Source organism: Paracoccaceae bacterium (assembly GCA_012103375.1).
GTDB lineage: Bacteria > Pseudomonadota > Alphaproteobacteria > Rhodobacterales > Rhodobacteraceae > WLWX01.
Map to the genome: position 1 here is coordinate 3897590 of WLWX01000001.1, position 17921 is coordinate 3915510.

General features: G+C 61.7%; 20 protein-coding genes, 3 tRNA genes and 1 pseudogene. 10 read left to right on the forward strand and 14 right to left on the reverse strand.

Annotated features, from left to right (window positions below; translation table 11 throughout):
• Positions 1-40 precede the first annotated feature (40 nt).
• The gene (locus tag GKR99_19860) at positions 41-1417 is read left to right on the forward strand and encodes a M20/M25/M40 family metallo-hydrolase (protein ID NKB29684.1); all 1377 of its coding nucleotides are present in this window, start codon (positions 41-43) and stop codon (positions 1415-1417) included.
• A 179-nt stretch (positions 1418-1596) separates the two neighbouring features.
• Here the strand turns inward: GKR99_19860 and GKR99_19865 are convergent.
• From GKR99_19865 to tgt, 9 genes are all read right to left on the reverse strand, one after another.
• Positions 1597-1673: transfer RNA gene (locus GKR99_19865), tRNA-Asp, on the reverse strand.
• 122 nt (positions 1674-1795) lie between these two features.
• Positions 1796-1871: transfer RNA gene (locus tag GKR99_19870), tRNA-Val, on the reverse strand.
• Between the two features lie 43 nt (positions 1872-1914).
• Entirely contained in the window at positions 1915-2487 is a 573-nt protein-coding gene (locus tag GKR99_19875; GenBank protein ID NKB29685.1) for a histidine phosphatase family protein, read from the reverse strand.
• 33 nt (positions 2488-2520) lie between these two features.
• A tRNA-Val gene (locus tag GKR99_19880) sits at positions 2521-2595 on the reverse strand.
• Between the two features lie 61 nt (positions 2596-2656).
• Positions 2657-3430: a polysaccharide deacetylase family protein gene (locus tag GKR99_19885; protein ID NKB29686.1), complete on the reverse strand. Its 774-nt coding sequence runs from the start codon at positions 3428-3430 to the stop codon at positions 2657-2659.
• A gap of 93 nt (positions 3431-3523) precedes the next feature.
• Complete coding sequence (locus GKR99_19890) at positions 3524-3964, reverse strand: hypothetical protein (protein NKB29687.1); 441 nt, start codon at positions 3962-3964, stop codon at positions 3524-3526.
• Positions 3965-4053: 89 nt separating this feature from the next.
• Entirely contained in the window at positions 4054-6468 is a 2415-nt protein-coding gene (locus tag GKR99_19895) for an endopeptidase La (protein NKB29688.1), read from the reverse strand.
• 422 nt (positions 6469-6890) lie between these two features.
• Positions 6891-7928 carry a hypothetical protein gene (locus GKR99_19900; protein ID NKB29689.1) on the reverse strand — a complete coding sequence of 346 codons (1038 nt, stop codon included), beginning with the start codon at positions 7926-7928 and terminating at the stop codon, positions 6891-6893.
• 159 nt (positions 7929-8087) lie between these two features.
• Positions 8088-9215, reverse strand: a complete 1128-nt coding sequence (gene tgt / locus GKR99_19905; protein NKB29690.1) for a tRNA guanosine(34) transglycosylase Tgt — start codon at positions 9213-9215, stop codon at positions 8088-8090.
• 102 nt (positions 9216-9317) lie between these two features.
• Between tgt and GKR99_19910 the strand changes: the two genes are divergently transcribed.
• Genes GKR99_19910 through GKR99_19925 form a run of 4 tightly spaced genes read left to right on the forward strand, consistent with a single transcriptional unit; the run spans position 9318 to position 11134 of the window.
• Positions 9318-9680 carry an SUF system Fe-S cluster assembly protein gene (locus tag GKR99_19910; GenBank protein ID NKB29691.1) on the forward strand — a complete coding sequence of 121 codons (363 nt, stop codon included), beginning with the start codon at positions 9318-9320 and terminating at the stop codon, positions 9678-9680.
• A complete protein-coding gene (locus tag GKR99_19915; protein NKB29692.1) occupies positions 9680-10057 on the forward strand; it encodes an iron-sulfur cluster assembly accessory protein in 378 nt (125 codons plus the stop codon). Before GKR99_19910 ends, GKR99_19915 begins: the two co-directional genes overlap by 1 nt.
• Positions 10054-10386 carry a TfoX-like protein gene (locus tag GKR99_19920; protein NKB29693.1) on the forward strand — a complete coding sequence of 111 codons (333 nt, stop codon included), beginning with the start codon at positions 10054-10056 and terminating at the stop codon, positions 10384-10386. Before GKR99_19915 ends, GKR99_19920 begins: the two co-directional genes overlap by 4 nt.
• A gap of 1 nt (position 10387) precedes the next feature.
• Entirely contained in the window at positions 10388-11134 is a 747-nt protein-coding gene (locus GKR99_19925) for a triose-phosphate isomerase (protein ID NKB29694.1), read from the forward strand.
• A gap of 17 nt (positions 11135-11151) precedes the next feature.
• On the opposite strand, the gene GKR99_19930 is transcribed toward GKR99_19925, so the two are convergent.
• Positions 11152-11571 (reverse strand): thioesterase, encoded by a 420-nt coding sequence (locus GKR99_19930; GenBank protein ID NKB29695.1) that lies wholly within the window; start codon positions 11569-11571, stop codon positions 11152-11154.
• Positions 11572-11621: 50 nt separating this feature from the next.
• Here GKR99_19930 and GKR99_19935 point away from each other — a divergent pair, with 50 nt between their 5' ends.
• A complete protein-coding gene (locus tag GKR99_19935; GenBank protein ID NKB29696.1) occupies positions 11622-12017 on the forward strand; it encodes a DUF1801 domain-containing protein in 396 nt (131 codons plus the stop codon).
• 138 nt (positions 12018-12155) lie between these two features.
• Here the strand turns inward: GKR99_19935 and GKR99_19940 are convergent.
• Positions 12156-12959 (reverse strand): annotated as a pseudogene (locus tag GKR99_19940) (carboxypeptidase M32).
• A gap of 58 nt (positions 12960-13017) precedes the next feature.
• Between GKR99_19940 and GKR99_19945 the strand changes: the two are divergent.
• Positions 13018-13305, forward strand: a complete 288-nt coding sequence (locus GKR99_19945) for a transposase (protein NKB29697.1) — start codon at positions 13018-13020, stop codon at positions 13303-13305.
• Positions 13251-14147 carry an IS3 family transposase gene (locus GKR99_19950; protein NKB29698.1) on the forward strand — a complete coding sequence of 299 codons (897 nt, stop codon included), beginning with the start codon at positions 13251-13253 and terminating at the stop codon, positions 14145-14147. Before GKR99_19945 ends, GKR99_19950 begins: the two co-directional genes overlap by 55 nt.
• On the opposite strand, the gene GKR99_19955 is transcribed toward GKR99_19950, so the two are convergent.
• From GKR99_19955 to GKR99_19965, 3 genes are all read right to left on the reverse strand, one after another.
• Positions 14115-14795: a hypothetical protein gene (locus GKR99_19955; protein NKB29699.1), complete on the reverse strand. Its 681-nt coding sequence runs from the start codon at positions 14793-14795 to the stop codon at positions 14115-14117. The genes GKR99_19950 and GKR99_19955 overlap by 33 nt on opposite strands.
• The gene (locus GKR99_19960; protein NKB29700.1) at positions 14792-15931 is read right to left on the reverse strand and encodes a heme A synthase; all 1140 of its coding nucleotides are present in this window, start codon (positions 15929-15931) and stop codon (positions 14792-14794) included. The genes GKR99_19955 and GKR99_19960 overlap by 4 nt, the downstream gene beginning before the upstream one ends.
• Positions 15932-16102: 171 nt before the next feature.
• Complete coding sequence (locus GKR99_19965) at positions 16103-16837, reverse strand: RNA methyltransferase (GenBank protein ID NKB29701.1); 735 nt, start codon at positions 16835-16837, stop codon at positions 16103-16105.
• A 53-nt stretch (positions 16838-16890) separates the two neighbouring features.
• On the opposite strand from GKR99_19965, the gene GKR99_19970 reads away from it, so the two are divergent.
• Together GKR99_19970 and GKR99_19975 are read left to right on the forward strand one after the other, a co-directional pair.
• Positions 16891-17220, forward strand: coding sequence for a hypothetical protein (locus GKR99_19970; protein ID NKB29702.1), 330 nt, complete (start codon positions 16891-16893; stop codon positions 17218-17220).
• A 68-nt stretch (positions 17221-17288) separates the two neighbouring features.
• A complete protein-coding gene (locus tag GKR99_19975; protein ID NKB29703.1) occupies positions 17289-17909 on the forward strand; it encodes a thiamine phosphate synthase in 621 nt (206 codons plus the stop codon).
• Positions 17910-17921: the final 12 nt, after the last annotated feature.

Sequence of the window (17921 nt, forward strand, 5' to 3'; positions counted from 1 at the left end):
GCAGCTAGGGTGGCGCAAAACAGATCGGAGCGTCCCCAAAATGAGCCTGGAAAAAACCCTCTCGCAGATTGATTCTTCACTGCCCGAATCGCTCGATCGGTTGTTCGATCTGCTGCGCATTCCGTCAATTTCGACCGATCCCGCCCATATCGCCGACTGCGACCGGGCCGCCGACTGGATGGTCGACACCTTGGCGGAACTGGGGTTTGACGCCGAAAAACGCCCGACGACCGGGCATCCGATGGTCACGGGCAGTGCCGGGAATGGCGGCATACACCTGATGTTCTACGGCCATTACGATGTGCAACCCGTTGATCCGCTGGAACTATGGAACAACCCTCCGTTCGAACCCGCGGTTCAGGACACGCCGAAAGGCGAGGTCATCCGCGCCTGCGGTGCCAATGACGACAAAGGCCAGCTGATGACGTTTATCGAGGCGCTGCGCGCCTGGAAAGCGGTGAATGGCAGCCTTCCGGGGCGCATCTCGGTCTTCTTTGAGGGGGAAGAGGAATCAGGCTCCCCCTCATTGGTGCCGTTCCTGAAGGAACACACCAAGGAACTGTCCCAGCCCGACATCGTGCTGATCTGCGACACCAGCATGTTCAACCCCGAAACCCCCGCAATCACCACCATGCTGCGCGGTCTTCTGGGCGAGGAACTGACAATCACAGGCCCCGACAAAGACCTCCACTCAGGTTACTACGGCGGCATCGCGATGAACCCGGCACGGGTTCTGTCACGTATCATCGCCGCCCTGCACGACGATCAGGGCCGCATTACCGTCCCCGGATTCTATGACGGCGTGCCCGAGCTGACCAACAGCCTGCGCGCCCAATGGGACGCACTTGGCTTTGACGAGGCCGCCTTCCTGGGCGAGGTTGGCCAAAGCATCCCGGCTGGAGAGGCTGGTCGTTCAGGCCTCGAAATGATCTGGTCCCGCCCGACGTGCGAGGTTAACGGCCTCTGGTCGGGCTACACCGGCGAAGGGTTCAAAACCGTGCTGCCATCACAGGCCAGCGCCAAGATCAGCTTCCGTCTGGTCGGCACGCAGGATCCGCTGGCCATCCGCAAAAGCTTTCGCGCGATGGTGGAAAGCATGCTACCGGGTGACTGCACAGTCTCATTCAAAAATCACGGCGCCGCGCCCGCTTCGGTCATGGCAACCGACCATCCCGCGTTCGAGGCTGCCCGCCAGGCCCTGTCCGAAGAATGGCCACGCCCCGCCGCGTTCATCGGCGCAGGCGGATCGATCCCGATCGCCGGGTATTTCAAGGAAATCCTCGGCCTCGATTCGATGCTGATCGGCTTTGGACGCGATGATGATCAGCTACACTCACCCAATGAAAAATACGATCTGGAGTCCTTCCACAAAGGCATCCGCAGCTGGGCGCGGATACTGGACGCGCTCTATTCGTAAAGCGCGCCAACAATACGCCACTACCGCCCCAAAAACCGACTTTCGTCCATCATTGACCCAAAAATATCCCGGGGGTCTGGGGGCTGGCCCCCAGCCATCGCCCGCGGCCACGAACCGACGGATTTCAAATCCGGAGGCCCCGGTCACGTTTTCCACAATTTCAGGAAAACTGGCAGCGGTGGCGCGGTTGACGGGGCTCGAACCCGCGACCCCCGGCGTGACAGGCCGGTACTCTAACCAACTGAGCTACAACCGCCCACTGCCCGCGATGGACCGATGCCCAAAGCGTGCCGCGTTCTAGGCGCGCGGTTCGGGGGCGTCAAGCGGCTTTGAGGGCGCAGGCAGGATATTTTCAAAGCTGCGGGCCATGGTGGGGGATGGTGGGCGATGACGGGCTCGAACCGCCGACATCTTCGGTGTAAACGAAGCGCTCTACCAACTGAGCTAATCGCCCCTGTCCGCGTCAGCTAACGCCGCGCGGCGCGGTGTGCAAGGGGTCACGTAAGTTCGACGACCTCACCCGCGCTATAGTGGAAGATATTGCCCTGTCCGCCCGGCAAAGTGGACAGGGCTTCGGGGGCGATGTTCAGCGCCAGACATCGCAACATGCGGCTGGTGATCCCGTGGGCGACAATGATCGACGGGCCGCTCAGGTCGCTCAGGAACGCCGCGCACCGCGCCTCAAGCCCGGCGTAGCCTTCGCCGCCCGGCGCGTGATCGTACCAGTCCAACCCTTCTTCGCCGTCGAACAATTCGGGCCGCGCGGCCATGACATCGGCGCGCAACTTGCCGTTCCAATCGCCCACATCTATCTCGCACAGGCGGTCATCGGTGCGCATCATGTCGACATGGCCCGCCAGGGCGATCCCGGCGGTCTGGACGGCGCGGCCCTGCGGGCTGACGAATGCGGCCCATCCGGTCAGATCCAGCCCCGCCAGAAGCGCCCCCTGCCGCGCCGCCTGTTCCCGCCCCAGCGCCGTCAGCGGAGAGTTCAGCCGCCCCTGCATCCGGTCAACCGCATTCCATTCGGTCTGGCCGTGGCGCAGAATCAGCAGCTCATGTGGGAACATTCGGGCACCTGTTGCTTGGGGTCGATGGTGAAATGGTGGGTGATGAGGGATTTGAACCCCCGACATCTTCGATGTGAACGAAGCGCTCTACCACTGAGCTAATCACCCGTCAGAGGCGGGATTTATCGCCAAGGTGCGGTTTCTGCAAGGGCCAGTGGTTGCCCATCGCTCAGCCAATCAGCTTGGAAACGGTGACGAACTTGAACCCCCGCCCTTTCAGCCCGTCAATCGTCGCCGGCATCGCGCGGATGGTGCGCGCGTGGATGTCGTGGTTCAGGATGATGGCCCCGTTGTGTGCCCGGCGCAGGATGCGGTTGGTGATCGATGCACTGCTCGACCCGGTATAATCCAGCGAGTCAATTGACCACATCACGGTCGGCATCTTCCTTTCGGCCATCACTAGGCGGCTTTGCCGCGGCGACATGGATCCAAAAGGCGGTCGCATGGTTTTCGGGCGCTTGCCGCCAGCCTGCTGAATGGCCTTGGCTGTTCGGTCAAGCTCGTCCAGCAGCGCGGTATCGGAACGGGTGGCCAGATTGGCGTGCGACCACGAGTGGTTGCCGATCTCATGCCCGTCGCGCCGGATGCGTTTAACCAGCCCCGGATGGCGCGCCACCCGGTGACCGACCATATAAAATGTGGCACGCACGTTCTTTTCATCCAGAATATCGAGCAATCTGGGCGTGAACGTCGGATGCGGCCCGTCATCGAAGGTCAACGCGACGACCTTTTGGTCCGCAGGCCCCTTGGTCACTGTCGGATTGCGACCGCGCGTCTGCCGCGCCGCGCCCGCGCCGCCCCCCGGTTCATCGTCGCCCTCGTCCGGGGCTTCACCACAACCGGTCAGCAACAACGGCGCCGCAAGGGCCGCCGGTGCCGTCAGCAAGAACTTTCGTCGGTCGGTCTCTGTCATCGTTCCCCCAAGGCGCTGTGGCCATTGCATAGGGTGATGACTCGGCGGTCCATTCAAGGCGCGACCGCCAATCGCGCAGCGATGATGTGGCGTCCGTGTCTGGCGGGTCACGGATTGCCCGGGTTAGTCGTCGTCAAACCCTTTGGCCACGGCAATCGCGCCAGAATTCATCGCATGGTTGCGCCGCAACTGGCAAACGATGGTCTTGCCCTTGTCGTTCTCGTTCACCTTGCGCACTTTGATCCGCCCCAGCGGCAGGATTTGAAGCGTTTCACCCGCGTCCAGCGCATCGCCAAGCACCGCCAGCGCGGCCTCAAGAACCGGTTTGACCTGATTCTTCTTCAAGGCAGACCGGGTCGCGACCCGTTCAATGAAATCCGCCTTTCGCAGCTTGGCGTTGCCATCCGGATCCGCCGTCTGGCCGTGCTGATCCGCTTTGCTGGCCGCTGTCGCTGGTGTGGCCGCCTTCGGGGTTGTCACCTTGCCGGGCGCGGTGGGTGCCGATTTCGGCTTTGATTTCGTCGCCGTTTTGCGGGGTTCGTTCGCAGCGGGTTTTCCGGTCATGTCAGATGCCTTTTCTGGCGCTGTCAGGTCAAAAAAGGGCCGGTCCGCACTGGACCGGCCCCTGTCGTCGTCGCTTGCAACCAATCCGCCTAGTGCTTTGTCGCGCCCGGGCGTTCTTCGGCGTCTCGGGCTTTCGCCGCTTCGACCAATGCGGCCTCTTCAGCGGCTTCGTCCCAATCGATAGCCTCTGGCTTTCTGGTCAGGGCATGACCCAGCACTTCCGAGACATGGGCAACCGGGATGATCGTCAGCCCGTCTTTCACGTTTTCCGGGATTTCGGTCAGGTCTTTTTCGTTCTCGGCCGGGATCAGCACTGTCGTGATGCCACCACGCAGCGCCGCCAGCAGCTTTTCCTTCAAGCCACCGATGGGCAGCACATTGCCGCGCAACGTCACCTCACCCGTCATGGCGATGTCCTTCTTGACCGGGATCTTGGTCAGGACCGACACGATCGAGGTGACCATTCCAACGCCCGCACTCGGCCCGTCCTTGGGCGTTGCACCTTCGGGGACGTGAACGTGGATGTCCCAGCGGTCGAACTGGGGTGGCTTGATGCCGATGCTAGGCCCGATGGAGCGCACGTAGGAGGCCGCAGCCTCGATGCTTTCCTTCATCACATCGCCCAGCTTGCCGGTGGTTTTCATCCGGCCCTTGCCCGGCAGGCGCAGCGCTTCAAGCGACAGCAGATCGCCACCGACCTGAGTCCAGGCCAGCCCAGTGACCACACCGATCTGATCCTCCGCCTCGGCAAGGCCATAGCGGTGGCGTTTGACGCCCAGATACTCTTCCAGATCGTCCGGTTTGATGACCACCTTTTCCTCGGCCTTGCGCACGATCTTGGTCACCGCCTTGCGGGCCAGTTTGGCAATCTCACGCTCAAGATTCCGCACGCCCGCTTCGCGGGTGTATGTGCGGATGATCTCGGTCAGGGCGTCGTCCGACAGTTCAAATTCCTTGGGCTTCAACCCGTGGTTCTTGACCTGCTTAGAGATCAGATGCTGGCGCGCAATCTCATGCTTTTCATCCTCGGTATAGCCGGCCAGCGGAATGATCTCCATCCGGTCCAGAAGGGGTGAGGGCATGTTGTACGAGTTCGCCGTCGTCAGGAACATGACGTCGCTGAGATCGTATTCGACTTCAAGATAGTGGTCGATGAAGGTCGAATTCTGTTCCGGATCAAGCACTTCCAGCATCGCAGATGCCGGATCGCCCCGAAAATCCTGACCCATCTTGTCAATCTCGTCCAGCAGGATCAGCGGGTTCGTCGTCTTCGCCTTTTTCAGCGCCTGAATGATCTTGCCAGGCATCGAACCGATATAGGTCCGCCGGTGGCCACGAATTTCGGATTCGTCACGAACGCCGCCCAGCGAAATGCGAATGAATTCGCGCCCGGTCGCCTTGGCCACCGATTTACCCAGGCTCGTCTTGCCCACACCCGGAGGGCCGACAAGGCACAGGATCGGCCCCTTCAGCTTTTTCGAACGCTGCTGAACCGCCAGATATTCGACGATCCGTTCCTTGACCTTTTCCAGGCCATAATGGTCGTCATCCAGCACTTTTTCGGCGCGGGTCAGATCCTTTTTGACGCGGCTTTTCTTGCCCCAGGGCAACGCCAACAACCAGTCGAGGTAGTTTCTAACCACCGTCGCTTCGGCAGACATCGGCGACATGGCCTTCAGCTTTTTCAGCTCGGCCACCGATTTTTCCAACGCCTCATTCGACAGCTTGGTGTCCTTGATCTTCTCTTCCAGCTCGGCCACCTCGTTCTGGCCTTCGTCGCCGTCGCCAAGCTCTTTCTGGATCGCCTTCATCTGTTCGTTCAGATAATATTCGCGCTGGGTGCGCTCCATCTGCGATTTCACGCGGGTCTTGATCTTCTTTTCGACCTGCAGAACCGACATTTCGCCCTGCATCAGGCCCAGCACTTTTTCCAGCCGCTCGGCCACGTCCAGCGTTTCCAGCAGCGCCTGTTTCTGGTCGACTTCCACGCCCAGATGCCCGGCAACCAGATCGGCCAGCCGGTCGGCTTCGCGGGATTCGGCAATCGCGCTCAGCGCTTCTTCGGGGATGTTCTTCTTGACCTTGGCGTAGCGTTCGAATTCTTCCGTCACGCTGCGGGTCAGCGCTTCGACAGTTGCCGGATCACCATCGGTTTCGGCAAGCGGCACGGCGCGGGCTTCAAAAAAGGATTCATTGTCGAGGTATTCGGTGATCCGCACCCGCGCCTTGCCTTCGACCAGCACCTTGACCGTGCCATCGGGCAGTTTCAGCAGTTGCAGAACATTGGCCAGGACGCCGGCCTCATAAATCCCTTCGGCGACAGGGTTGTCGACGTTGGGATCAATCTGGGACGACAGCAGGATCTGCTTGTCGTCTGCCATCACCTCCTCCAGGGCGCGAACGGATTTTTCGCGACCCACGAACAGGGGCACAATCATGTGGGGGAATACGACAATGTCACGCAACGGCAACACCGGGAAGGCTTGGTCAAACGTATCGCTCATTCTTCTTCCTTGCTTGGCAAGACCGCCCGGCCCCGCGATTGCGGCAACACTGGCAGTCTTCGGCTTATGGTCTCAAGATATTGGGGGCGGCGCTGCCCCGTTCAACCATCACCCGTGTCATTCTGGCGCGGACAATGGCGAAAGCGGACGTTCAGGGCAAGAGAAAGCCTGCCATCCGCGCGCGATTCCGGCATCAAATGCAATCAACAGGCGCAGAATCAAAGATCGCCGCAGATCATAATTGCGCGATGCCACCCCGGACCGTCCGACTTCCGGGAATCTGCACCTCTTGACCTGCCCGAGTGGCCCGTGCCCGTGGTGATTTGCACGGCACAGTCGCCGTGACAGCCTGCGTTCTGGCAATGTCCGTCCTGGCGACATTTTGCGGTCTAACGGCATCCTACAGGATGCCAATGCCCGAGTCAGGACGCCCCTAATTCAGCCGGATCTGGAGCGCCGATCCAGTCGACCAGAACCGCCGCTTCGTGCCGCTTCAGGCTGGGCATGCCGCCTGGCCGGTCGCAAATCTCGGCCAAATCGTGCTTGGCAAGAACCCCTAGCAATTCATCTTTGGCCGCAACGTCCAGACCATCCATGGTGCGCTGCGCAGGCTGAAAACTTTCGCTCGGCAGCCCGTTCGAGATCAATATGTCATGGTCGCGCAAAAGAACGTGATAATACGCGATATCCGTGTCAGGAATGACCCGCTGCGCCATTGACCCGACCAGATGCTTTGCCGGTACCAACACAGTTTCGGCATCGAACATCAGTGCGGCACCCGCCGATTCCAACACCACCCGATGCTGCGCCGAAACATCCAGATCAGCTGACGGGACACCTGGCGCGATCGCACCGGCCAAAATCCGGATCGGCCGCAATTCCGGGTGCTCGATCGCGATGTGGTGTGGCACAGTCGTACACCCGACCCAAAGGACCGGCCGATGTGCACCATTGTGGGTCAGAACCATGTCACCGGCCACAAGATCCTCGACGCGGCACTGTCCTGTCGGTGTCGCAATCAGGGTCCCGGCGCAAAAACAGATGAGGACCGGCGGCGGCATGTAATCGACGTCGGTCAATGGAATCGCACCGTTGCCGAAGTCATCCATGTCAGCTTCCGAGGCGCTGCCGTCGTTGACAAACCAAAACCGCGTGATCGTCCCGCCGATGTCGACCGAAATAACGGTCACGTCCAGGCCTTCGAATTGATCGGGAACTTTGCTGTTGCCCAGCGGCAGCCCGCCGGTCAGTTCAACCGTGAAATTATAGCTTGTCCCATTGATCGTAACGGTCGTGTCGGGATCTTCATTGCCACCGTTGTAGTCGAGCAATACGTCCCCGTTTGCCCCGCTGTCGAAAGTGATCTCTACCGTGGGTTGCTGCACCAGATTGTCGACATTGAGCTCGGCATTATTGGCATTAGCTCCGTCGCCGCGTGCCCATAAGCTAATCGTCGTCATGCCCGATCCTCATTGATACGCAGCGCAAGGGCGCTGACCTCAGCACGTTGGCTATATCGAATTGATCGCACCTGGACCGGCGGTATCGAATGTCGTGTCGCCAAAGTTGTTTGGATCATAGTCCGCATCCGCGCAAATTGAAAGCGAACCCATCCGGCGTCAGACTGGTTCCAGGTCGCCCAGGTGGCGCTGACGTTCGAATTCTGTGACAAAGCCTGCGAATTCCCCGGCCTGAATGGCTTGCCGCATGCCCTCCATAAGCTCTTGAAAATAATGCAGGTTATGCCAGGTTAACAGCATGCCCGAGATCATTTCTCCGGCGCGGAACACGTGGTGCAGATAGGCGCGCGAATAGCCAGAGCATGCCGGACAGGAACAGGCCGCGTCCAGCGGGCGCGGATCATCGGCATGCCGCGCGTTCTTGATGTTGACCACACCGCGCCGGGTAAACGCCTGCCCGGTGCGCCCGGACCGGGACGGCAGGACACAATCCATCATATCAACGCCACGCTTGACCGCGCCGACGATATCGTCGGGCTTGCCCACACCCATCAGATAACGCGGCTTGTCGGCGGGCAGTTGACCGGGCGCGAAGTCGAGGGTTGCAAACATCTTCTCCTGCCCCTCACCCACCGCCAGACCGCCGATGGCATAGCCGTCAAATCCGATCGAACGCAGCGCCTCGGCGCTTTCACCGCGCAGGTCTTCCTCCAGCCCGCCCTGTTGGATGCCGAACAGCGCATGACCCGGCCGATCGCCGAAGGCGTCACACGAACGGGCGGCCCAGCGCATCGACAGGCGCATACTTTCGGCAATACGCGCCCGGTCCGCCGGCAGCGAGGGGCATTCGTCGAAGGCCATCACGATGTCCGAGCCAAGCAGCCGCTGAATCTCCATCGAGCTTTCCGGGGTCAACTCATGCTTCGAGCCATCGATGTGGCTTCGGAACGTCACGCCCGTCTCGGTCAGCTTGCGCAGGTCAGACAAGCTCATCACCTGAAACCCGCCCGAGTCCGTCAGGATCGGGCGATCCCAGTTCATAAACTTGTGTAACCCCCCCAGGCGCGCCACCCGCTCGGCCCCCGGACGCAGCATCAGATGGTATGTATTGCCCAGCAAGATGTCGGCGCCCGTGGCACGAACACTTTCTGGCAGCATCGCCTTCACCGTCGCCGCCGTGCCGACGGGCATGAAGGCAGGTGTGCGGATGTCACCCCGCGCCGTGCGGATCACCCCGGTGCGGGCCATGCCATCGGTGGCGGTGCGTTCAAAGGAAAACCGGCTCATGCGTCGCTATCTGCGCCAAACCCGCGATCCGTGCAAGCCACCCCTCTGGACGCGCCGCGCCACAATCCCTATATTTTCAGTCAGATATCTGATGGATGCACAATGACCGACCAATCCGCACCGATGGAAGGGGCGCCGCTGATCCGGCCCTCCAGCACCGATCACCCGCTGTATGACTCGGTAGTCGAGGCTTGCCGCAGCGTCTATGACCCTGAAATCCCGGTGAATATTTACGATCTTGGGCTGGTCTACACGCTTGAGATCAGTGACGAGGGCGAGGTGGACGCCATCATGACCCTGACCGCACCCGGCTGCCCCGTCGCCGGAGAGATGCCCGGCTGGCTGGCCGATGCCATCGAACCCCTGCCCGGCGTCAAACAGGTCAACGTCGAACTGACCTGGGAACCACCCTGGGGCATGGACATGATGTCGGACGAGGCGCGGCTCGAACTGGGGTTCATGTGATGTTCGCAATCCCCGGAAAACAGGCCGTATCGATCACGCCGAAAGCCGCTGCACAAATCCGCAAGCTGATGGACCGCGACGGTGTCGATGGCCTGCGCATCGGCGTAAAAAAAGGCGGCTGCGCGGGCATGGAATACACCATGGACTACGTAGATCAGGCGGACCCGAACGACGAGGCCGTCGAACAGGACGGCGCGCGGGTGCTGATCGCGCCAATGGCACAGATGTTCCTGTTCGGCACGCAGATCGACTATGAAACCAGCCTGCTGGATTCCGGCTTCAAGTTCATCAATCCGAACGTTGAAGACGCCTGCGGCTGCGGCGAGTCGATCAAGTTCAAAGATGTCGAAGAACTCAGCGCCGAACGCGACGGATGAGCGTATCCGACAGCGACATCGCATTCGCGCTGGAGCTATTCGGCGCGCTTCCCGACCTGACCACCCGCAAGATGATGGGCGGCCTGTGCCTTTATTCCGAAGGCACAATCTTCGCGATTATCCACGGGGATCACGGCCATATGATCAAGGCCACCAAGGGGCCGTTTGCCGACAAGTTGGCCGATATGGGCTGCACACAGTGGACCTATACTCGCGACACCGGCAAGACCTCGTCCATGCCCTATTGGACCCTGCCCGGAGAGGCGTTAGACGACCCCGAGGCGGCCTGCGATCTGGCGCGGCAGGCTCTGGCAGCATTGGAGGGCTAAGATGCGACGCAAACTGGCGGCTGGAAACTGGAAGATGAACGGCAAACGTGCCGACCTGGTCGAGGTGGACGCGCTGATCCGCGACCACGGATCGGCGACATCCGAGGTGCTGATCTGCCCGCCCGCGACGCTGATCCACGCGATGTCACGCCGCGCGGATGCGCGGATAGCCGTCGGGGCGCAGGATTGCCACGCGGCGGTGTCGGGTGCCCACACGGGCGACGTTTCCGCAGCGATGCTGGCCGATGTTGGCGCAAGCCATGTCATCACCGGCCATTCGGAACGGCGCGCGGATCATGGGGAGAGTGACGCGGATTTCGCCGCGAAGACCCGCGCGGTCTGGGGCGCCGGGCTGGTTGCAATCGTCTGCATTGGCGAAACTCTGGAGCAACGCCAGGCGGGCGACACACTGAAGGTTATCGGTGCTCAGCTGGCCGTTTCGGTGCCGGATGGCGCGACCGGCGTAAACACCGTCATCGCCTATGAACCGGTCTGGGCCATCGGCACCGGCGAAGTGGCCACGGTGGATCAGATCGCTGAGGTCCATGATTACATCCGTGCCGAATTGGCCAGCCGCTTTGGCGGCGACACTGCCGGGGTGATGCGCATCCTCTATGGCGGCTCGGTCAAACCGGGCAACGCGGCTGAGATCTTCGCGACCTCGAACGTTGATGGCGCGCTGGTCGGCGGGGCGTCCCTGAAAGCCAGCGATTTCGGCGGGATCATCACGGCACTGGATGCGGCCTAGATTATGTTGCTAATGATCTACGGATTGGGCGGGATCGAATAGGTCAGGCTGGCCCGCGCGACGGGTTCTGCGACCCCTTTCGAAAAGATCAGCACGTCGCAGACCGCCAACACCCGCCCCAGCTTCAGCAGGCGTGCCTCGGCCAGCAGGTCGGAACCGGCGGCAGGCTTCCTCATGAAATCAATCGAGGCATTGGTCGTCACCGCCAACGCCACCGGCCCGATCCGCGACAGGATCGCCAGATAAGCGGCAACATCGGCCAGCCCGAACATCGTCGGGCCCTGCACGGTGCCACCAGGGCGCAGATCGGCCTGCTGCACTGGTCGCCGGACAGTCACGCCCGCATCGGTCACCGCATCGACGATAAAATGGGCGGCCTGTGCGAATTCGGTCGCCAGGAAGTCCTGCAATGCGGCGGCTGTCATTTTGGGTGTCATTTGCTAGGTTTCACCCGTGATCCCACAAAGGGCAAGCCGGGAGCGAAGTTATGTCACCAGCCGACTTCATCGACAGCCTGCCAGAGGCGCGCGCGGCCGAGGCCCGCGCGCTGGACACGATCTTCCGCCGTGTGACCGGCTGGCAGCCGAAGAAATGGGGCGGCAAGCTGATCGGCTATGGGCAATACCACTATCGCTATGCTTCGGGTCGCGAGGGGGACTTTCTGGCGACCGGATTTTCCCCGCTGGCCAGCAAGATCAGCCTGCATATCCTGCCGGGGTATTCCGAATTCCCCCAGATTGCCGCGCGGCTTGGCCCACACACACGCGGCAAATCCTGCTGGTACATCAAACGGCTGGCGGATGTAGATCAAACGGCGCTGGAAGATCTGATCCGTGCCGGGCTGGACGACTTGCAGCAACAATGGCCGGTTGAGGCAACATAGGCACCTGCCCGCACCCTGCCCGTCTTCTTGTTCCTAAATATCCCCGCCGGAGGCACCTGGCCACGCGCACCGACACCTGCCGCGCCGCGCGCACGTTCCCATTGCCAAATGCGCACCGGCTGACGCGCGGCACCGCCATCAAACCCCGTAAAGCGCTCCGAATTTCGCCTCTAGATAGGCCAGCAGCGGCCCTTCCGTCGGCTCGGCCCCGGTCGCACGCGCGATCACCTCGCGCGGCTCAAAAAGCCCGCCGTGGCGCTGGACCTTGTCGCCCAGCCAGGCGGTCGCGGCGGATGTATCGCCCGCCGCAAGCTGGTCATCCAGTCCGGGCACCGCATCCCGCAACGCCTGATACAGGCAGCCGGCATAAACGTTGCCCAGCGTATAGGTCGGGAAATACCCGAACAGGCCGACGGACCAATGCACATCTTGCAACATCCCATTCGATGGCTTGTCGACCGCCACCCCAAAGTCCGCCTTGAACCGGTCGTTCCAGGCCGCCTCAAGATCCGCCACCTCAAGATCGCCCGCCACCAGTGCGCGTTCCAGATCGAAGCGCAGCAGAACGTGAAGGTTGTAATGCACCTCATCCGCCTCGGGGCGGATATAACCGGAATTGACCCGGTTCACGGTGGCGAAAAACGCCTCCTCATCTGCGACGCCGAAATCGCCGAAGGCGTCGCGCATCTGCCCGTACAGCCATCCGGTGAAGGCGCGGGACCGGCCCAACTGATTCTCGTATATCCGGCTTTGGCTTTCGTGGACGCCCATCGACACGCCACGCCCAAGCGGGGTCAGCAGATAGGCCCGGTCGATGTTCTGTTCATAACCGGCGTGCCCAACCTCATGCACCGTCGGAAAAAGACAGTTGAACGGATCGCTCAGCGAGGTCCGCGTCGTCACCCGAACATCCAGCCCCGAGCCCGAGCAGAACGGATGCACCACTGTCCTTCCCCCCTAAAACTGGGCCACTACATTGGTCTTGAGAGGGGAATATGTAATGGCACGGAAACGGCATTCGGACGAAGATGTATTGAAGCTGCTGCGTGAGATTGAGCTGAAGCTGACGGGAGGAAGTGACGTTGCATCGGCGTGTCGTAGCGTCGGCATCAGCGATGCGACATATTACAACTGGCGGAAACGGTTTGGTGGTATGGGACGGTCGCAGTTGTCGGAGATGCGCAGCCTGGAAAAGGAGAATGGGCGTCTCAAGAAGATCGTCGCTGAGCTTGAATTGGACAAGCTGATCCTCAAAGAAAGCCTGAACTACTTAAAGCCCAGGGCCTGACGACTGGGGAGCTCCGTCAGGCCGTTATTCATACGCGCCAAAAGCTCGCGACCTCGGAGCGGAGGACCTGCCGGGTCGTCGGTCTGGCGCGAAACTCTCTGCAATATCGACCCGCGCCAAAAGACGATGATGCTCTACGGCTCGCTTTGATCCGCCTGGCCAAGCAATATGGGCGCTACGGCTATCGTAAAGTTTCGGAACTCCTGCGCATCGAGGGCTGGCGGGTCAATCATAAGAAGGTTGAGCGTCTCTGGCAGGAAGAAGGACTGCAACTCCCGCAGCGGCACAGGAAGCGCAGACGGCTTTATCACAAGGACAGCTCGATCATTCGCCTCAGGCCGACGCATCCGAACCACATCTGGAGCATCGACTTCGTTCACGACAAGCTCAGCAATGGCCGGAGCTACAAGATGCTGACCGTTCTGGATGAGTACACCCGGCAGGCCCTGGCCGTGGAAGTTCGCAGCAGGATGGGCGCCGAAGATGTTCTGGAGGCGCTATATCCGCTGCTCCTCTGCCATGGCACGCCGGAGTATATCCGCTCCGACAACGGCCCAGAGTTCGTAGCCAAGGCGATGCAGGAGTGGTTGGTTCGCGTTGGTGTTCGACCAATTAGAATCTATCCGGGGTCCCCTTGGGAAAACGGATACAACGAGAGGTTCAACGGCACTCTCCGGCACGAGATCCTCAACGCTGAATGGTTCACAACAACGAAACAGGCACAGATCGTCATCAATCATTGGCTTAAGCAGTACAACCACACACGTCCGCACCAGGCTCTGAACATGCGACCACCAATGCCAGAAACTCTAATCAGAAATGGCCCAGAACTTGGGGGCTAGACAGATGTCATAGCCGAAGGTCTCGGCCAGTTTCGCCGCCAGTACCAGTTGCGCCTCGGCCGGAAACACCCCGGTCAGCGGTTCGGGCCGGACGTCGCTGCCAAGCACCCGCGCGCGCAGGTCCACAAGGCCCGGACGCAGGGCGCTGAACATCGCCGACAAGGACGCGCCCGTCGCGCCCGGTTCATAGTCATCCAGCAGCGCGTCATAAAGGTCGCCACCATCCGCCAGCGCCGCTGCCTCTTCCCGCTTCAGCGCCACCACGTCTTTCAGCGTCGGCAAAAACGCGGCGACATTCTCGTCGCTGCGCGCCTCGGCCCAGATGCCGTGCGCCTTGCTGGTCAGCCGCGCCAGATCGGCGGCAAGCCTGGCGGGGATTTTCATCATGCGCTCATAGCTGCGGCGGATGTGGCGCAGTTGCGCGCGCGCCACATCGTCGGCAGGCTTCGCCGTTTCCAGCCAGTCACCGACGCGCGGATCAATGCGCCGGGCGTGCAACACGCCCTCCATCGCGGCCATTTCGGCGGCGCGCTGGTCAGCGGCGCCTTTCGGCATCATGGTTTCCTGATCCCAGCCCAGGCGACCTGCGACTTGTGACAACGCCTCGGTTTCCGACTGGAAGTCCATCAGATCGTCATAGGCGCTCATACCGGCCCTCTCAGCGATTGAGGATAGGGATAGCGGGCGTGGAACCGGGCACGCAGGATCAACACCCAGAGCGCGACAGCGCCCAACTGATGCAGGATCGCCAGCAGCAGCGGCGCGGAATAAATCACCGTCATCACCCCCAGCGCCATTTGCAGCACCAGCATCGCACCCATGGCAAGGAAGGCGCCGCGTGTCGTGCCAACCGCACTGCGCCGTCCGCGCAGCATCGCGAAGACGCCGACGGCAACAACCAGATACCCGGCAACACGGTGCATGAACTGCACCAGCCCGTCGTCTTCGAAGAAGTTGCGCCAGACCGGCTCCAGCGACAGTGGATCAGGCGGCAGGATCCCCCCCGCCATCAACGGCCAGTCGGTGTAGTTGCGCCCCGCGTCAATGCCCGCGACCAGCGCGCCCAGCAGGATCTGCACGAAGGTCAGCGCGACAAGGACCCCCATCAGGCGGGTCAGCCCGGCATCCCCATTGCGCCGCGCGGTCATGGTTTCATGGGCGCTGCGGGCCATCCGCAGGATGTACCAGGCAATCAGACCCAGGATCACGAAGGCCAGACCCAGGTGGATCGCCAGGCGATAGCTGGCGACATCCACGACCCCTTCGCCCAGCCCCGAGGCGACCATCCACCAGCCCACGGCCCCCTGCGCGCCACCCAATGCGCCCAGCAACAGCAAGCGCCCGGTCCAGCGGCGCGGAATGCGTTTGGTGAAGAGGAAGCCGAGGAACCCAATCGCCCAGACCACGCCAATCAGACGGCCCAGCTGTCGATGCCCCCATTCCCACCAGAAGATCGTCTTGAACTCGGCCAGCGTCATGGCGCTGTTCTGCAGCCGGAATTCGTCCGTCGCCTGATAGGCGGTGAACTGCTCCTGCCAGTCGGTTTCGTTCAGCGGCGGGATTGCCCCGGAAATCGGTGCCCATTCGGTAATCGACAGGCCCGAGTCGGTCAGCCGGGTCAGCCCGCCGATCAGGATCATCGCCGCGACCATGACAAACAGAACCACCAGCCAGATGCGGATGGGGCCCCGTGCGCCCTGTCCTGCGGCGTCAATCACGCCGGTTGTGGCGGTCGGTTTCGGGGTGTCCGATCCGACCTCTTCAAAGATACTGCGCTTGGCCATTTGGTCCCTCAGGGTGTTTCGGGAATTATCTAGTGCATGATGGATTTATGCGAAACCGGGGTTGTGGGGGAAATTTGGCCGCATGTCAGGCGGCGCATCCTTGCGACGATTGCCGCGCACGGTGGAGGTCGTATCTGCGCCCAAATCGAACCGAACGATAACCATTCCGGCCTAGGACCTGCGCCGCGCCAACTGCCGCAGGATTCCATGCAGGATCTGAACCTCGCCGCTTGCCAGCGGCATCCGTGACCACAGGTTCCGCAGACGCAGCTTCATGCTGGGCGCTTTTTCGGGCGGAAAGAAGAACCCGGCGTCATTCAGCGCATCCTCCCACCGGTCGCCCAGCTTCTCGACCTCGATGCGGGTGGCCAGATCCGGGTCTTCACGCGCTGACTGCGTACTTTCCCCGCGCGCCCATTCATAGGCCAGCAGCAAAACGCATTGGGCCAGGTTCAGCGACGCGAATGCAGGATCGACGGGAACCGAGACGATGGCCTGCGCCCCGGCAAGATCGTCATTTTCCAACCCGGCGCGTTCCGGCCCGAACAGGAAGCCGATTTTCTGGCCTTTCGCGATCCGGGCGCGCGCCTCGGCCATGGCGGCCTCGGGTGTCAGCACCGGTTTGATCAGATCGCGCGGGCGGGCCGTCGTTGCATAAACCACATGGCAATCGGCAATCGCCTCGGCCGTTGTGGCATGCAGCCGTGCGCTGTCCAGCACCCGGCCCGCACCGCTGGCGGTGGCAACGGCGGCCGGGTTCGGCCAGCCATCGCGCGGAGCGACCAGGCGCATCTCGGACAAGCCGAAATTGCGCATGCCACGCGCCGCAGCGCCGATGTTTTCGCCCATCTGGGGCCGCACAAGGATGATCGCAGGTGTCAGCTGTCCGTCCGCCCGTTGTCGCATTCCCTTGGCGGCGTGATAGGGTTCGCGACACGCCCATGCAAGTAGGGGCTGACATGGCATACGACGAAGGACTGGCAGAACAGATGCGCGAAGACCTCGGGCCGTTGGAAGGACTGACCCAGCGCAAGATGTTCGGCGGTTTATGCTTTCAACTGAACGGCAACATGGTCTGCGGCGTCCACAAGGGTGGCGGCATGTTTCGCGTCGGCAAATCCCGGTACGAGGCCGCGCTGGCCATCAAAGGCGTCGAAAAGCTCAGCTTCACCGGCCGACCCATGGGCGGCATGGTCGAGGTCAGCGACGCAGTGATGGCCGATGACGCCGTGCGCGGCCCGCTGATCGACATGGCACTTGAAAACGCGCGAAGCCTGCCGCCGAAATAGCTCTGCCTTGGCAATTCCGGGCCAACCCGGCTATAGCGGCCAAAGCATTTCTGGCAGAGGGTCGAACCATGGCCGACGAGACAGCGCCGCAGATCTATCTGATCACACCACCAGAATTTGAATTATCAACCTTTCCCAATCTGTTGCAGGGCATTCTTGATGCAACAGATGTGGCTTGCCTGCGCCTGTCCATGGCCAGCCGTGATGAAGACCGGATCGCCCGCGCCGCCGATACCTTGCGCGAGATCACGCATGCCCGCGACATCGCGCTGGTCATTGCCGAACATCAAGGCATGGTCGAACGGCTGGGTCTGGACGGCGTCCACCTGGGCGATGGGGCACGGTCGGTCCGCGCGGCCAGGAAGGCGTTGGGGGGCGATGCCATTGTCGGAGCCTTCTGTGGCACCTCGAAGCACGATGGCATGACAGCGGGTGAGATTGGCGCGGATTACGTCGCCTTCGGCCCGGTCGGCGCGTCAGGGCTTGGCGACGGCTCGGTCGCGGACCCGGACCTGTTTGCCTGGTGGTCCGAGATGATTGAGGTTCCGGTCGTGGCCGAAGGCGGTCTTGGCCCGGAACAGTATGAGCGGCTGGCCGGTGTGACCGATTTCTTCGCCATTGGCGATGAGATCTGGGGGGCCGATGATCCGGCGCAGGCGTTGAAAGCAATTTCTGGGTTAATATCTTAAATATCAAATTCT

Coding starts and splice junctions, on each gene's coding strand:
- tgt (NKB29690.1), bottom strand. CDS start 9,215: ATGAGCCGGTTTTCCTTTGAACGCACCGCCACCGATGGCATGGCCCGC.
- GKR99_19925 (NKB29694.1), top strand. CDS start 10,388: ATGCGACGCAAACTGGCGGCTGGAAACTGGAAGATGAACGGCAAACGT.
- GKR99_19915 (NKB29692.1), top strand. CDS start 9,680: ATGTTCGCAATCCCCGGAAAACAGGCCGTATCGATCACGCCGAAAGCC.
- GKR99_19930 (NKB29695.1), bottom strand. CDS start 11,571: ATGACACCCAAAATGACAGCCGCCGCATTGCAGGACTTCCTGGCGACC.
- GKR99_19910 (NKB29691.1), top strand. CDS start 9,318: ATGACCGACCAATCCGCACCGATGGAAGGGGCGCCGCTGATCCGGCCC.
- GKR99_19920 (NKB29693.1), top strand. CDS start 10,054: ATGAGCGTATCCGACAGCGACATCGCATTCGCGCTGGAGCTATTCGGC.
- GKR99_19900 (NKB29689.1), bottom strand. CDS start 7,928: ATGACGACGATTAGCTTATGGGCACGCGGCGACGGAGCTAATGCCAAT.
- GKR99_19945 (NKB29697.1), top strand. CDS start 13,018: ATGGCACGGAAACGGCATTCGGACGAAGATGTATTGAAGCTGCTGCGT.
- GKR99_19890 (NKB29687.1), bottom strand. CDS start 3,964: ATGACCGGAAAACCCGCTGCGAACGAACCCCGCAAAACGGCGACGAAA.
- GKR99_19885 (NKB29686.1), bottom strand. CDS start 3,430: ATGCAATGGCCACAGCGCCTTGGGGGAACGATGACAGAGACCGACCGA.
- GKR99_19975 (NKB29703.1), top strand. CDS start 17,289: ATGGCCGACGAGACAGCGCCGCAGATCTATCTGATCACACCACCAGAA.
- GKR99_19875 (NKB29685.1), bottom strand. CDS start 2,487: ATGTTCCCACATGAGCTGCTGATTCTGCGCCACGGCCAGACCGAATGG.
- GKR99_19860 (NKB29684.1), top strand. CDS start 41: ATGAGCCTGGAAAAAACCCTCTCGCAGATTGATTCTTCACTGCCCGAA.
- GKR99_19935 (NKB29696.1), top strand. CDS start 11,622: ATGTCACCAGCCGACTTCATCGACAGCCTGCCAGAGGCGCGCGCGGCC.
- GKR99_19895 (NKB29688.1), bottom strand. CDS start 6,468: ATGAGCGATACGTTTGACCAAGCCTTCCCGGTGTTGCCGTTGCGTGAC.
- GKR99_19960 (NKB29700.1), bottom strand. CDS start 15,931: ATGGCCAAGCGCAGTATCTTTGAAGAGGTCGGATCGGACACCCCGAAA.
- GKR99_19965 (NKB29701.1), bottom strand. CDS start 16,837: ATGCGACAACGGGCGGACGGACAGCTGACACCTGCGATCATCCTTGTG.
- GKR99_19970 (NKB29702.1), top strand. CDS start 16,891: ATGGCATACGACGAAGGACTGGCAGAACAGATGCGCGAAGACCTCGGG.
- GKR99_19955 (NKB29699.1), bottom strand. CDS start 14,795: ATGAGCGCCTATGACGATCTGATGGACTTCCAGTCGGAAACCGAGGCG.